The 13963-nt window shown below is 53.1% G+C and carries 13 protein-coding genes and 1 pseudogene; 6 read left to right on the top strand and 8 right to left on the bottom strand.

All coding sequences use genetic code 11. From position 1 onward, the window contains the following. Nucleotides 1-216: 216 nt before the first annotated feature. Genes xylB through IAI47_RS19250 form a run of 4 tightly spaced genes read left to right on the top strand, consistent with a single transcriptional unit; the run spans nucleotide 217 to nucleotide 5232 of the window. Nucleotides 217-1665, top strand: a complete 1449-nt coding sequence (gene xylB / locus IAI47_RS19265) for a xylulokinase (RefSeq protein WP_008924534.1) — start codon at nucleotides 217-219, stop codon at nucleotides 1663-1665. Further along, nucleotides 1662-2687 (top strand): ABC transporter permease, encoded by a 1026-nt coding sequence (locus tag IAI47_RS19260; RefSeq protein ID WP_008924533.1) that lies wholly within the window; start codon nucleotides 1662-1664, stop codon nucleotides 2685-2687. Before xylB ends, IAI47_RS19260 begins: the two co-directional genes overlap by 4 nt. 34 nt (nucleotides 2688-2721) lie before the next feature. After that, the gene (locus tag IAI47_RS19255) at nucleotides 2722-3702 is read left to right on the top strand and encodes a substrate-binding domain-containing protein (protein ID WP_008924532.1); all 981 of its coding nucleotides are present in this window, start codon (nucleotides 2722-2724) and stop codon (nucleotides 3700-3702) included. A gap of 21 nt (nucleotides 3703-3723) precedes the next feature. Beyond that, entirely contained in the window at nucleotides 3724-5232 is a 1509-nt protein-coding gene (locus tag IAI47_RS19250; RefSeq protein ID WP_008924531.1) for a sugar ABC transporter ATP-binding protein, read from the top strand. A gap of 272 nt (nucleotides 5233-5504) precedes the next feature. Here IAI47_RS19250 and hxlB read toward each other — a convergent pair whose 3' ends face one another. From hxlB to IAI47_RS19215, 7 genes are all read right to left on the bottom strand, one after another. After that, nucleotides 5505-6065 carry a 6-phospho-3-hexuloisomerase gene (gene hxlB / locus IAI47_RS19245; protein ID WP_008924529.1) on the bottom strand — a complete coding sequence of 187 codons (561 nt, stop codon included), beginning with the start codon at nucleotides 6063-6065 and terminating at the stop codon, nucleotides 5505-5507. A gap of 14 nt (nucleotides 6066-6079) precedes the next feature. Further along, nucleotides 6080-6832: an SDR family NAD(P)-dependent oxidoreductase gene (locus IAI47_RS19240; protein WP_008924528.1), complete on the bottom strand. Its 753-nt coding sequence runs from the start codon at nucleotides 6830-6832 to the stop codon at nucleotides 6080-6082. A 111-nt stretch (nucleotides 6833-6943) separates the two neighbouring features. Then, nucleotides 6944-7588, bottom strand: coding sequence for a ribulose-phosphate 3-epimerase (rpe, locus tag IAI47_RS19235; protein ID WP_008924527.1), 645 nt, complete (start codon nucleotides 7586-7588; stop codon nucleotides 6944-6946). Between the two features lie 25 nt (nucleotides 7589-7613). Next, a complete protein-coding gene (locus tag IAI47_RS19230; RefSeq protein ID WP_008924526.1) occupies nucleotides 7614-8867 on the bottom strand; it encodes a PTS transporter subunit IIC in 1254 nt (417 codons plus the stop codon). 24 nt (nucleotides 8868-8891) lie between these two features. Further along, nucleotides 8892-9185 (bottom strand): PTS sugar transporter subunit IIB, encoded by a 294-nt coding sequence (locus tag IAI47_RS19225; protein ID WP_008924525.1) that lies wholly within the window; start codon nucleotides 9183-9185, stop codon nucleotides 8892-8894. An 18-nt stretch (nucleotides 9186-9203) separates the two neighbouring features. After that, on the bottom strand, nucleotides 9204-9653 hold the full coding sequence (gatA, locus tag IAI47_RS19220; protein ID WP_008924524.1) for a PTS galactitol transporter subunit IIA: 450 nt from the start codon (nucleotides 9651-9653) through the stop codon (nucleotides 9204-9206). Between the two features lie 495 nt (nucleotides 9654-10148). After that, nucleotides 10149-11120: a sugar-binding transcriptional regulator gene (locus tag IAI47_RS19215; protein ID WP_008924523.1), complete on the bottom strand. Its 972-nt coding sequence runs from the start codon at nucleotides 11118-11120 to the stop codon at nucleotides 10149-10151. Between the two features lie 314 nt (nucleotides 11121-11434). On the opposite strand from IAI47_RS19215, the pseudogene IAI47_RS19210 reads away from it, so the two are divergent. Beyond that, nucleotides 11435-11695 (top strand): annotated as a pseudogene (locus IAI47_RS19210) (tyrosine-type recombinase/integrase); the annotation flags it as partial. 135 nt (nucleotides 11696-11830) lie between these two features. Here the strand turns inward: IAI47_RS19210 and IAI47_RS19205 are convergent. Then, the gene (locus tag IAI47_RS19205; RefSeq protein WP_008924521.1) at nucleotides 11831-12616 is read right to left on the bottom strand and encodes a transporter substrate-binding domain-containing protein; all 786 of its coding nucleotides are present in this window, start codon (nucleotides 12614-12616) and stop codon (nucleotides 11831-11833) included. Between the two features lie 827 nt (nucleotides 12617-13443). Here IAI47_RS19205 and IAI47_RS19200 point away from each other — a divergent pair. Next, on the top strand, nucleotides 13444-13884 hold the full coding sequence (locus tag IAI47_RS19200; RefSeq protein WP_008924520.1) for a GNAT family N-acetyltransferase: 441 nt from the start codon (nucleotides 13444-13446) through the stop codon (nucleotides 13882-13884). Nucleotides 13885-13963: the final 79 nt, after the last annotated feature.

Below are 13963 nucleotides of genomic sequence, written 5' to 3'. Positions count from 1 at the left end.
CTGATGCAAAAGTGAGAGCTGCGTAACGTTCCCATATTTCGCTGATTGACGGGGGAATTAGTATCAGCATTGTCACTACATTAACAAACGAGCAAAACAAAGTGATCATATGAGCAAAAAAGCAGGACCACGCATTCTCCCTGCTCAGTTGCTTTCCGTCTGATTAGGCTTTCGTTCAGCTCTGCCATTTCTCAGAAATCATTCAGAGGTAATTCAATGAAGCGGGACCTTGTTGCAGGCATCGACTCATCCACCCAGTCGTGTACCGTCATGCTGCGCAGTCTTGAAAATGGCGAAGTGATTGCCCTGGCACGTCGGCCGCACCCTCCGACGACACCGCCCTGCAGCGAGCAGGACCCGGAAGCCTGGTGGGATGCCCTTGTGACCGCGCTGGGCGAACTGAAAGCGTGGTGGCCCCGGATTGCAGGACTCGCTGTCGGTGGCCAGGGGCATGGCCTCGTCATGCTTGATGACGACGACACGCCCCTGCGCCCGGCCAAACTCTGGAATGACACGGAATCGGCCCCACAGGCTCGCGCGTTGTGCCGGCAAATTATGCCCGAAGAGTGGGCACGTCTCACCGGCTCTGTACCGGGGCCTGCGATGACCATTTCAAAGCTGGCCTGGACTCATCAGCACCATCCCGGCGTCCTGCAGAAATGCCGCCGCATCATGCTGCCGTTTGACTATCTGGTATACCGCCTGAGCGGCAGTTTTGTGTGTGAACGTGGCGGGGCTTCGGGCACTGGCTATTTCAATCCTTTCTCAGACCGCTGGGAGCCGCAGCTGGCGGCCGCAGTTCAGGGTGACATCGACTGGCTTTCACGCTGGCCCGCTGTGATTCCGTCACATCATCCGGCGGGAGTAGTCAGGAAAATCAGCGGACTGGAAGCGCTGGCCGGTGCCATTGTGGGGGTCGGAACCGGCGATAACATGTCCGCTGCGCTGGGCATGAACCTGAAACCCGGTGATACAGGTATATCAATCGGTACCAGCGGGACGTTATACGGCATTACCGCCACGGGCATAGCCGACAGCAGTGGCACCATCAATGGTTATGCGGATGCGGCGGGTCGCTTTATCCCCATGATTACTACGCTTAACGCCGCGAAAGTGACCGATGCGTTTCGCAAATTATTGTGCGTAACGCCGGATGAGTTCGACGAACTCGCGCTGGGATCGCCACCCGGCGCAAACGGACTTCAGCTTGTTCCCTGGCTCGACGGCGAGCGAACACCCATTTTTCCTGATGCAACCGGACACATGCGTGGATTGCGCACTACCACAACACGACAGGACATGGCCCGTGCGGCCACGGAAGGCGTGCTGTGCGGCCTGCTGGCCGGCGGCCGGATGCTGAAAAAGCATGGCTTCAGTGATGAGGGGCGCCTCGTTCTTACCGGCGGTGGGGCGAAGTCACGGGCCTATCGTCAGGTTCTGGCTGACCTGACGGGGAAACCCGTCTGGGTGTCTCCGGTGGGAGAAACAGCCGCCGCAGGAGCGGCCATTCAGGCTGCCGCCGCTGTCCTGGGAATCACTAATGCCGAAATGGCCGATCGCTGGAGTCAGCCGCTGGAGAAGGTGGCCGACCCCCGGCAGGATGCGCGCCATGTTCTGGACGCTTACGTTAACTATGCCAATGAATTATCAGGAGAGCTGCAATGAGTTCTGTCACGACCCCTGCCAAAATCAAGCCCCCAAAACAGCCTCTCAGAGTACCTGCTGAAGCGGGTATCGCGGTGGTTTTTCTGCTGGTGATGCTGGGTGGTTTCATCGCCACGCCAAACTTTCTGACCGTTTCAAATATGATGGTTCTGCTGCTCAACGGCGCGGTGATTGGGTTTCTGTGCCTGGGGCAGTCCTTCGTACTGCTGACGGGCGGTATCGACCTCTCCTGTGGCTCAATCGTGGCCATGACCTGCGTGGTTGCAGCATTGCTGATGGAAAAATTTGGTATTCCCTGGCCGCTCGCAGTGCCTATGGTTCTGGCGGTGGGTGCCCTGAGCGGCCTGATTAACGGCCTCATCATCGAACGCACCGGTGTGCCCCCCTTTATTGTGACCTTTGCAATGATGGGCGTGGCGGCCTCCATTCCGCAGATCATTACCGGTGCCGAATCTATCCGCGTGACGCAAATCGGTTACAGCCTTATCGGCCAGTCAAAACCCCTGGGGATACCGTTCCCTGTCATTGCGCTGCTGCTGGCCATCGTGATTGGCGTCATTTTTCTACGGCGAACCATCACCGGCACCCATATCTATGCAGTTGGCGGCAATGCGGATGCAGCACGTTTATCCGGCATCAGCATTCCGCGCATCACACTGCTGGTTTATGCAATTTCCGGACTCTGCGCCGCCTGTGGTGGGCTGATATACGGATCGCGTCTGATGACCGGATATCCGACAGCAGGCCGCGGCGATGAACTGTTCTTCTCCATTGCGGGGGCCGTCGTCGGGGGTGTCAGCCTGTTTGGCGGCACAGGGAGTATCATCGGCGCGATGATTGGCGCCATGCTGATTGCCGCCATATCGAACCTGATGAACGTGCTGAACGTCAGCGCCTACTGGCAGCCGCTGGTTATCGGGCTGATCATCCTGTTCGGCGTTACCTTTGACACGCTCCGGACCTCGAAAAAAATTGCTATCCCCTGGCTAAAGGTCAGGAAACCCCGAAAGACACAACAATAATGCTCTCTGCCCTACACCTTTTCCGGAGATGACCATGAAAATCCGTACCACCTTATCCGCCTGCGCAGCGGTCGTTGCCCTGTCCTGCCTGCTGTCAGGCTGTAACCGCGATGATGCAGAATCAACAGCCGGCCCCGGCAAAAAAACGCTGGGCGTGACGCTGCCTAATCTTACCAATCCTTATTACGTGGCCATGAAAAAAAGCTTTGAAGACAGTGCGGCTGCCCAGGGTATGAACGTAAAAATTTCGATTGCGGATAACGACGACGCTAAACAACTGTCGCAGGTTCAGAACTTCATTGAACAGAAAGTGGATGCGGTGGCGGTGAATTGTGTCTCCTCCGGACCCTGCGTTTCCATCATCAGCCAGCTTAATCAGGCAAAAATACCGGCGTTTGCCGTGAATATCCTTCCCGACCCCGCAGGGCTGAAGCAACAGGGCGTGGTCCTGGTTCAGGGAGTGCAGACCGATCAGCGGGAAGGCGGCAGGCTGATAGGTCAGCAGTTGCTGAAAGATATCGGTGAAAACAGCCCGGCCACGGTGGGTATTGTGGGAGAACCTACCTCCATTGCCGCGAACGCGCGCGACGAAGGCTTCAAAGAAGCCGTAGCCTCCAAAAAAAATATTAAGTTTGTTGCCCTGGTCAATGGCAAGGTCGAAGAAACAACCTCCCTTAAGGTGACGACCGAGATGCTTCAGGGGAGGCCGGAAATTGATGTGGTGTACTCAGATACTGAACCTTCCGCTCTGGGATCGCTGGCAGCTATTCAGCAGCTGGGGGTCAGTAACAGGGTGAAGCTGTATGCGTTTGTGGATAAGGAGGGTGTTAAAGCCGTTCAGGACAACAGCATCCTGAAAGCCGGTGCAATTCAGGAGCCGGTTAAACTGGCTCAACTGCTGGTCGAAAATGCCCGGAAAAGCCTGAGCGGTGAGCAGGTTCCGGCCATGATCAATAATCCGCCACTGCTGGTCACTAAAGATAATGCGGCTTCCGTGATGGGCTCAGCGTACTGATCCGGTAAAAGGTGAAGAAAAATGAATTATGTGGCGAAGCAGGTAAAGATAGGGTTTTCGGGGGTTCAGGTCCTTCACGGCGTGGATTTCAGCGTCAGACCTGGCGAGATCCATGGCCTTTTTGGCCATAATGGCGCAGGTAAGTCTACGCTGCTCAAAATACTGGCCGGTGTGAACTCGCCGGACAGCGGGGAGCTGACTATCGGGGATGAACCGGTTCATCTGGCCTCACCCCGCGATGCACTGAACAGTGGTATCGCCTGTGTCTATCAGGAACTCCGGCTCATTCCCGGCATGAGTGTCTGGCAGAACCTTTTCCTCGGGCGTGAGCGGCGGAAAGGAAACGGTTTTATTGATGACGACAGCATGATCGCGCATACCGAAAGCGTGCTGAGAGAGTATCACCTGAGCTTCAGCGCGACTGAGCTGGTGAGAAACCTGTCACATCCTGACAAGCAGATGCTGGAAGTGGTGTCTAACCTCGATCGTGAGGCGCGGTTTCTGTTTCTCGATGAACCCACGACCGCACTGGAAGGTGCGCAGGCAGAGGCGTTACTGCAGGCGGTACAGCGCATCGCGCGTGAAAAGCAGATTGGAGTCGTGCTGGTTTCTCACAAGTTAGACGAGGTGCTTGGCGTCTGTGATGAAGCAACCGTCATGTGCGGTGGCCGCGTGATCTATAACGAAGGTAAAGCAACGCTGAGCAAAAGCGCCATTATCGACGCTATTGTCGGCGACGCGAATGCCTATCAGGCGGCGGCTAACAGCCGCGGCCTGATCCGGGGGGCGCTGGGCAAACCCTGGCTTACCGTAAGTAATCTGCAGACCGACCGCCTAAAGGGGGTAAATCTTGAGGCCTATCGCGGCGAGATCCTGGGGATTTACGGACTGGCCGGTGCCGGCCGGACGCGCCTGTGCCAGACGCTGTTTGGGCTTGAAACCGTAACCGGCGGTGAAATACGTCTGGGGCATAAAGTTTATCACCCCACCTCCCCCGCCAGGGCCATTGCACAGGGGATTGCCTACCTCACCGAGGAACGTAAAAAAGACGGCTTTATTCCTCAGATGTCGAGCTATGCCAATGCCACTCTGCCTGTCCTGAAAAAATTTCGTGCCGGTGGCTTTGTCAGCCACGGCGCCGCCCGCCAGGCGGCGGCGGCGCTGCTGAGTAAAATGAATACGCTAGGTTCGCTGGATGGGCCGATTAAGTCCCTCTCCGGTGGAAATCAGCAGAAGGTACTGCTCGCCCGGGTGATTGCCCAGAATGCTAACCTGGTACTGCTGGATGAGCCGACCAAGGGGGTTGATATCGGAGCCAAAGCCGATATCTACCGCATTATCCATCAGCTGGCGGACAGAGGTTGCTGCGTCATTGTGGTCTCAAGCGAGGAAGAGGAGCTGCTGGACGTGGCCGATAACATTACGGTGTTCCGCCACGGCAGGTGCGATGGTGTGATCGTGCCCGCGCGTGATCTTAAACCTGCCGACCTGCGTAAAGCCGCCTGGGAACACTCAGAAACGGCTGCTTAACCTGCTGCGGTAAATGGCCGCCAGCCTGGCGTTCAACACACCTTTCTTAGCGTTACACCAGGCCCCTGCCACATAACCCAGGCCGGGGCCTGCCTCAAAGCACTGACGGCAGTAAGTGGGCTTTTGGGCAGTATCACATCCGTTCATGTTACTGATACTCCCTGCCTGGCAACGTTTCCAGATACCCTCCAGGGGCGATACTTCTGGCAGATTATCTCTTTTTCAGGGATGTCATAAACAAATGAACGCTTCCGGGGAAGCGCTCTGGGCTATTACTCAAAATCAGCGTGCCGTTCAAACATCGTTTCGCTGGTTTCTCCCATCTGCTTCATCAGCTCAAGTACGATGGCGTCATAAGTGATGAAGCAGAGCTGTTCAAAGGCCGACCCCATCGGCTGTGAAAACTGCCCCGCCTGATTGGCATGTCCCGTTTTCACGGTACCTGGCAAGACCAGTACGCATCCGGCCAACTGACCAATCGTCGACTCTTTTTTCAGGGTAACCAGCGCAACCTCAACGCCTCTTTCTGTGGCCGTCTGCGCAAGACTTCTAAGACTTACCGTTTCACCGCTGCCGGAACCAATGATCAACAGGTCACCCGGGCGTGAATGCGGAGCGGAAATTTCCCCCACAACGCTTACCGATAACCCCAGGTGCATCAGACGATTAGCGAATGCCCGTATGGCTATTCCGCTGCGTCCGGCTCCCTGCAGAAAAATGTGGTTTGCGCTGCGGATCCGGTCAATGAGCTGCAACGCCTGCCCGTTATCGATATCCTGTGCATTGCGCTCCAGCTCCCTGAGAATGCTGATCGTGTTTTCCTGAACGCCCATGCCCTATCCTCCCGTCAGGCTACCGTACGGCCGCCATCCATAAGGATGGTCTGACCCTGAATGTAAGAGTTCGACTTATCTGCAAGAAAAACGGCCAGATTCGCCACGTCATCAACGGTACCCAGGCGACGGACCGGAATTTTCTCCAGCACGGCGTCCAGATCGGCCTGCGTAGGGTAGTTAACACGCATCATTTCGCCAGTGTCGATCAGGCGTGGCGCAATGGCATTAACGTTAACGCCTCGGGGGCCAAGTTCTTTCGCCAGGCCGCGTATCAGGCCTTCACCGCCGGCTTTACTTGCCGGATAACTCACGCCGCCGCCGGTTCCGGACAATGCTGATCCCGATGAGATATAGACAATGGCACCCTGGTTAGTCAGAAAGTCATTATAAAACGCTTTAACCGTATTAAATAAACCGCTCAGGTTAATGGAAAGCGTTTTATTCCACTCCTCGAATGTAATATCGCTGACTTTATTGGCAAATGCGACGCCTGCATTCAGGACCAGAATATCGATACGGCCAAACGTGGCGAAAACGGTATTACGCGCATCTACCATCGCCTGAGGATCGGCTACATCCGTTTTGATGAACAGCGACGTCACGTTTTCCGATGTCAGTTCTTCGGCGGTCTGACGGCCGTTAACGTCGTTGTAGTCGGCGATGACCGTGTGCGCTCCGCGCGCGGCAAACTGTTTTGCGATGCCTTTACCGATCCCGTGTGCGCCACCTGTGATTAACACGACTTTCCCTTTAAAATTACTCATCAGTCTTTTCTCCTGAAACCTCGCCTGGGCGGGAGAAGACGCTCACCCAGCCCGGATAATATGAATGCTGTTAATTAATATGTCGGTGCCCTGTTAACAGAAACTTCGCTTTCAGAGCATGGCAGTTTTTAATTCCCGGTAGCTTGATGCAGGGTCCTCGTTAAATAACGCCCCGCCAACCACGATTAAATCAGCCCCGGCTTCCTTAACTTTACTCGCAAGGGTCAGATTAATGCCGCCATCGACCTCAATCTGAATATTCCGTTGCGCAATCATTTTTCGGGTGTTACTGATTTTCTCCAGGCTTTTTTCGATAAAAGTCTGCCCCGGCTGGCCCGGATTAATCGTCATAATAAGGATGTAATCAATGTCGTCCAGCAGATAGCTCAGCACACCTTCAGGTGTGCCTGGATTGATGACCACTCCCGCTTTTCGACCGGCTTTACGGATCTTCTGCAGAATATAATGTACGTGTGGCGTTGATTCATAATGCACGGAAATCATTTCCGCGCCGGTACCGATGACGGCATCAATATGCTTTTCCGGATCGGCCAGCATCATATGGACGTCAAACTTCATCCTGCTGGCTTTTTTCATCGCCGTGATTTGGTTAGGCCCGAACGCGATATTACTTACGTATGTCCCGTCCATTAAATCAACGTGCAGTATTTCTGTATTTTCTTCTTCTAAAAACCGGATCTCATCCTGCAGGCGTAGGATGTTTGCACCGAAAATTGAAGGTAAAATCTGTGCCATGGTAAGCGAACCTCATCTCTTGGGATCAATGGAATACCGTGCTCAGCCAGTACGTCAGGACTTCCCAGGGGCCGGTTAATACAAAGTCGGTTCCCTGACCCTGTAAGCCCACACCTGCACCATGAAGGAACCGGGTCGCGCCCGGCGCCACATACCCGCCGAGATACATCACGACGATAGTGAAGAGCAGGGTTGTGATAACTGAACGCACGACGTTCCCTTTGCAGGCCATGACAGTCATGGTCGTCATATAGATAATTGACATCAGAACACCGATGGGGAAAATCATGACCCCCGGCAGAACCAGTGCACAGAGCATGGTCAGCGGGATGGTAATGACGGTAACGGTGACGGTTGCCGGATCGCCTAGTGCCAGTGCACAGTCCATACCGATGTTCAGCTCAGCATCCTTCCCCATCTGTCGCTGCATGATTTCTTTGGCGCTTTTGCCAATCGGCGACAGGCCTTCCATCAGGACGCCAACCACCTTGGGCAGCAGGACCATTACGGCGGCCACGCCCATCGCCATAGGCACTACGGTAGTCACCGGCTGTTTCGTGAGAAGCCCCAGCAGACAGCCGACAATGACGCCAATAATCGCGGGTTCACCGAAAACGCCCAGTCGTTTCTGCACGCCCTCCAGATCCAGATCTATTCTGTTCAGGCCCGGAATAAGGTCGATGATTTTATTGACTATAAGCGCAAAGGGCAGCGTCCAGCCTGTATGGATCACGGTGGTACAGGTTGTGCCTTCCAGGCCATAATATTTCTGCCAGCGGGGGGCAATCAGATCGCCGATGAACAGTGCCATAACGCTGAGTGCCACTGCCACGCCAAAACCGATCATGAAACTGTCGAATACAAAGTACGCCAGCGCGCCCGGAACCAGGAAATGCATGTAGTTCCAGATATCGACGTTCAGGGTCCGGGTCAGCTTAAGCCGGACCAGAAGCAGGTTCAGAATGATACCGACCGGCACGACCAGCGCAGCAAACGGTGCCACCCAGGCCGCCGCGCCCACGGCAGGCCAGCCGATGTCAGCCACGGTAAAACCGCTTCCGATTTTCGAATAATACGCAATAGCCGGCTGCAGGGAAGTGCTCAGAAGATTGACGACTAAGCCTAAACCTATAAAACCGATACCTACGGTTATACCTGATTTAATGGCGGCACCCACTTTCATCCGGAAAACCAGGCCCAGAATAAAGATGACAAGCGGCAGGATAGCGGTTGCGCCCATGCCTGTTATTGTCAGCATTATATGTTTTAACGTTTCCATCCTGACACCCTCGGTATGCTGTTATTATTTCCCGGCAAGCTCAGTTAACAATTCACCCAGTTTTTTGCGTAAGGTACTTTCATTAATTCCGGTGATAAAACCTGCCACGCTCATGTGGGGCTTACCGATTTCGCCTTTATAATTATTTGTGGTTAAAACAATATCGGCATGCTGTAATTCAGAGGGGAGCTCTGACATGCTGCATTTGTTAATTTTGTACTGAGAAATACCATATTCAGCACACACAGATTTAACCTCGTCGGCCGCCAGGGTTGACGTGGCCACCCCACTTCCGCAGGCTACAAGAATATTAATCATCATTTTTCTCCGGGGTTGTTATTGCATAATTTTTGAAATAAATAACGCTTTCGCCTTTCCGGACGGCAGCTCCAGCAACTGCTGGTAAAACTCCCCATCCTGCAGATTATTAAACAGGGCCCTGAGCAGCTGCAGCTGATCCGCAGGTTCGGTCACGACCAGATTGATAACCAGTCTGACAGGCAGTCTGTCATCGCCATCAGCCTGATGAACCTCAACAGATTCAGGCAGGCGGATAATGTAAATGGACGGCCTGCGGGCATGACTGCTGTCACAGTGCGGGATTGCCACTGAATAACCTTCCAGCAGAATACCTGTCGGATACATGGCCTCACGCTCACGCAGCGCGTCCAGATACGTCGCTTTTACTGTCCCTTCTGCATGCTGGCGCTGATGAATATGCTGCAGCACCTCGTCGTAATTTCTGAACGCCGCGCCGTCTGCCACGTCTACCGCTACTGTCGTCATTATACCTCCCCGCATCACGCCATTGCTCACATGAGCGATAAATTTAAATCATATGAGCAATTTATAGCACAACGCCGTCACGCAAAAACGTGCAGAGCGCAAAATTCAAAGGCCGATCACAATAAACCACAAAAGAGCAAAATAAAAAAAGCTCATATGAGCAAAATAAAGTTAAAAGATTGCCTTAAAAATTATTCTTATTTATTTAAAAACAGATAGTTAAATATAATGTGTGTCAGAAGTAGAGGTCTGCACTCCGGTAGTGCAATTACTGCAGATAGAACACACCGTCACGCCGTTCAGCACGCGTGGCATACCGCGGGCCGTCAGAATGAAAATGAATCCGTGAGGTCATCGGGCAAACGGCAGGGCAAAAAAGTTGGCGTTGCAGGAAGCGCCCGGATGATGAGGAAAAAGGGGGAAATGACGCGGCGTAATGGAAAAGCATGACCAGGACGCCTGCGGCGCCCTTAATGAAAGCCGGTTAAGTCGTAATCATGAGGCGTTAGCGAGCTTCACTGCCGTATCAAAATCCGTGATCAGCACATCAAGCAGGCCAGATTTTAGCGACGCCACGATGCCTTCATATTTCTGCTCTCCTCCTGCTACGCCAATCACGGTTTTGGTATTACGCAGCTGCTCTGTTGAAATCCCGAACCCCAGCCGGCTCATCGGACTGTCAAGGATCTCTCCTTTGCTGTTAACGAGCGTTATGCAGACGTCAGCCGCAATATCATCCCGGAAAAGTGGCGCCTGCCATTCTTCCGGAAAAATATCACACAGGCTTGACGATCCCGTTTTCCAGGCACCAATGCCCGTGATCACGACATCCAGCCGGGAATAATACTGCTGGGTGTCCATCACGGCCGGATCGCTGGCCAGCTTTTCTGCCAGGCTTTCATCATCCACCCACATTGGAACATACATAGGATGCGCCTTTCCCTGCGAGATGGTCGACAGCCTGTGGATGAGATCAATCGGTCCCTGGCTGAATTCTATACCGGGATGCACACCTGACAGCTGCACAACATCCAGCGCCGGCAGGCTGGTCAGTTGGTTCACAGTGCTGGATAATACCCGTCCCCAGGCAATGCCGACCGTCATTCCTGCGGTGAGGTAGTTGCTGAGATAACTGGCCGTAATGCCACCCAGCTTCTCATTGAGCTGCTCCTGACTTGCCCAGGATTCAGATACCGAAAGCACAACCGCGTTCTGCAGGCCGTATTTCTGGCAGAGACTGTGCGCAATTTCCTCATCCAGCATCTGCTGCTTCGGAAACAGAAACTTCACATACTCCTGCTGAATCGCCTCATCAATCAGACGGGCAGCCTTGAACCGCGAAATCTCCAGCTCCTCAGCAATTTCTGTTTTCGTTTTCATTTCCACGAAATAACGCCGCACAACGAGCGAATAGATGTAGCGGGGATCGTAACCGGACCAGCGGCTGTTCTTGATACGTTTAGGCATAGCGAATTCCGTTTTAGTCAAAAGTAAATCTCATTCAGGATAACCTGACATCCCTGCATTTTATTCAGAAGAGTATCGTTTTATGCGCTCATATGGTATCTGATGTGCTTTGCATTTTCCTACAGTGTGACTGCTGGCACGCAAACTGTGACCGGCGTGGTGAGATGTTCTTTGCCGTCATACAGCGACGCTTGATATACGCATAGTCCTGCGAAAGGCGGGCCTGGAGACCAGCATGAAAGCGAAAGCCAGGCAGATCCGTTACCAGGCCGGGCGATCTGCTGTCGTTCATGTCGCTGTTAAAGGACTCCGTACAGGCCGCGAGCGCAGCCGCTGGTGATGGAGTCACGTTTTCCGTGCCGCTGACGCCGCATACTTTCCGCCACAGCTACGCCATGCACATGCTCTTTGCGGGCATTCCGCTGAAAGCGCTGCAGAATCTGATGGTTCATAAGAGCATGAAGTCCACCGAGGTCTATACAAAGGTGTTTGCGCTCGACTTGGTGGCCCGGCACCGGGAGCAGTTTCATATGCCGGGCAATGAGGCGGTAGCAATGCTCATAAAAACAATCTGAGAAGTGGTCATTAGCCGGGCGGGTTCAGTTCAAAGCAGTTATGGCTTTGTACGCACAGGAGTATCAGGTACTTATCCTGCGCGGCCACAGGTTATTTTTGCTTTACGGCAGCGGCATATTTTCAGGGAGCAGCTTCTATGGATTTTTTACACTCAAATCCTGATTGTCGAAATAGCGTTTCTGCAGGACGGAATAGGTGCCGTTGCGGATAATGTTTTCGAGACCCTTATTGAGCAGCCGCTTCGTGCTGCTGTCACCCTGACGGATGCCGTAAGCAGATCCCCTGCTGAACAGATCCGCATCCGTCACTTCCGGCCCTTTCAGTTCAAAATCAATGCCCTGGGGCGTCCGAAGAAAGCCATATGTCAGCGCAACGGAAGGTACCAGGGCCCCCTCCACCCGGCCGGCATAAAGGTCCTCGTATATAGCCTCAAGGTCAGGATAGTTTTTTACAAACACACCTGCAGGCCGCCAGTATTTATCCGCATACGCTTCCTGAATGCTGCCCTGCTGTACGGCAATATTTTTTCCCCTAAGGCTTTGCGTCTCAGGCAGAAGATGAATTTCCTTTCTGGCTACCAGACGGGTTGGTAAATGAAATACGTAACGGCTGAAGTCGATAGCGTCCTGTCTTTTCCTGGTGACACCGAGTGGCAGTATCACATCCACTTTTCTGGCCAGCAGCGCCGGAATTTGTGCATCGAAAGTATTGACGACATAGATGCATCTGACGTTAACGGATTTACATACAGCCTTCGTGACGTCAATTTCAAACCCCCCCGGCTCCCCGTTCTTTTCCCTGTACTGAAACGGGGGATTAGTCAGATCGGCCCCGATGCGAAGAGCGTCACGGACGGCGGAGGCTGCCGGAAAGCTCACAAATATGATGATGGCCGTCAGCAGGCCTGTTTTTTTATGCATGGTAATGTCTCTCGCTTTTCTTTTGTGTCAGGAAAATGATTTATCCTGCAGACACCATGTGAACGGCGTAGCACTGATGCTGCGCAGATTAGTCCTGCTGTTGCGCCTTATACCTCCAGTATCAGGCCGTATATCCGGCCGGCGGGTCAGCTGTACCAGGAAAATGAGCTCCATTCAGGAAACACAAGCCGTTATCCCATACCACCGCCGGAGGACAGGCTGCACCCCGAGACGCAGAATATTCAGGATTGCTGCTAAGAAACAATGCCGGGTAACGACTGGCTGTATCCCGGTTGAAAACAGGCTGGTTATGCGCACAAGAATACGGACCACCAACTCAGTTTCATCAAGTGGCATTCGTAAGAGCGTCCTAAGGGAGCCGCTATCGCGGATGCACTCAGCTATTGCAGGCCCTGAACCCTGTACATTCTTTTTCATAAAAACCCCGCCCCCCCTCTCCAGTAACATGTCTTCTACTGGTAAATGATGCCTCGCCTTATCGCCTGTCAATTTGTGCATAAATGGCATGCGCCTATTACGTGCAGATGACAGTTCCCCGAGCGATACGGAACTCAATCAACCGGCAGAAACGTTACTGCACATAAGCAGTGAAGAAAGAAAGTGACCTGCTCCCCGAAAACTAACATGCCATGATGCAGGCAACGTCCGCTTTTGGCATAAAGCGGACTAACTTGATGTAAAGTCCGCTATGAGCGAGAAGCGGACATGACGTGCGGTATTGAGCTCGCCCAAGGTTCTATGCTTCTGTAAAGGACAGGATTATATCACTCTCAAAATTTATCGATTTTATAGGTGGAATAAGACTAATGAATATCAATATAAGACCAGCTCAATTATCTGATGTTGAAAGTATTTTTACTATCAGAACGTCTGTTGTCGAAAATCACCTGAGCCGTGAAGAGATGCAGGAGATGGGCATAACCGAAAGTACCGTGAGCAATATGATCGAAGAGAGTCGTTGCGCATGGGTTGCGACAGATAATGATAAAGCAGTGGGCTTTTCGATGATTTTAAGGGAAAAAGGCTCTCTTTTTGGTCTCTTTGTCCTTCCTGATTATGAAGGCAGAGGCATTGGTCGCAGACTTACAGAGATTGCGGAACAGGCGTTGTTCAAACATCACGAAGTTGCCTGGCTGGAAACCGATAAAAACAGCCGTGCGGCTAAATTCTACCTGCACCTTGGCTGGGGTAATATGACAACGTTAGATGGCGCTTATATTCGATTAGAGAAACAACGTGGTAGTTGACCTTATACGGCTCTCTTTAAGTGCCTCATCAGGCATAGCGCAGATATGTCAGCATAGTGAGGTCCGCTAAGAGCGAGAA

The organism is Pantoea sp. MT58, from assembly GCF_014495885.1.
Lineage (GTDB): Bacteria > Pseudomonadota > Gammaproteobacteria > Enterobacterales > Enterobacteriaceae > Pantoea > Pantoea eucalypti.
The sequence above is the reverse complement of the archived record's forward strand: the minus strand, read 5'-3'. Positions and strand labels throughout refer to the sequence as shown.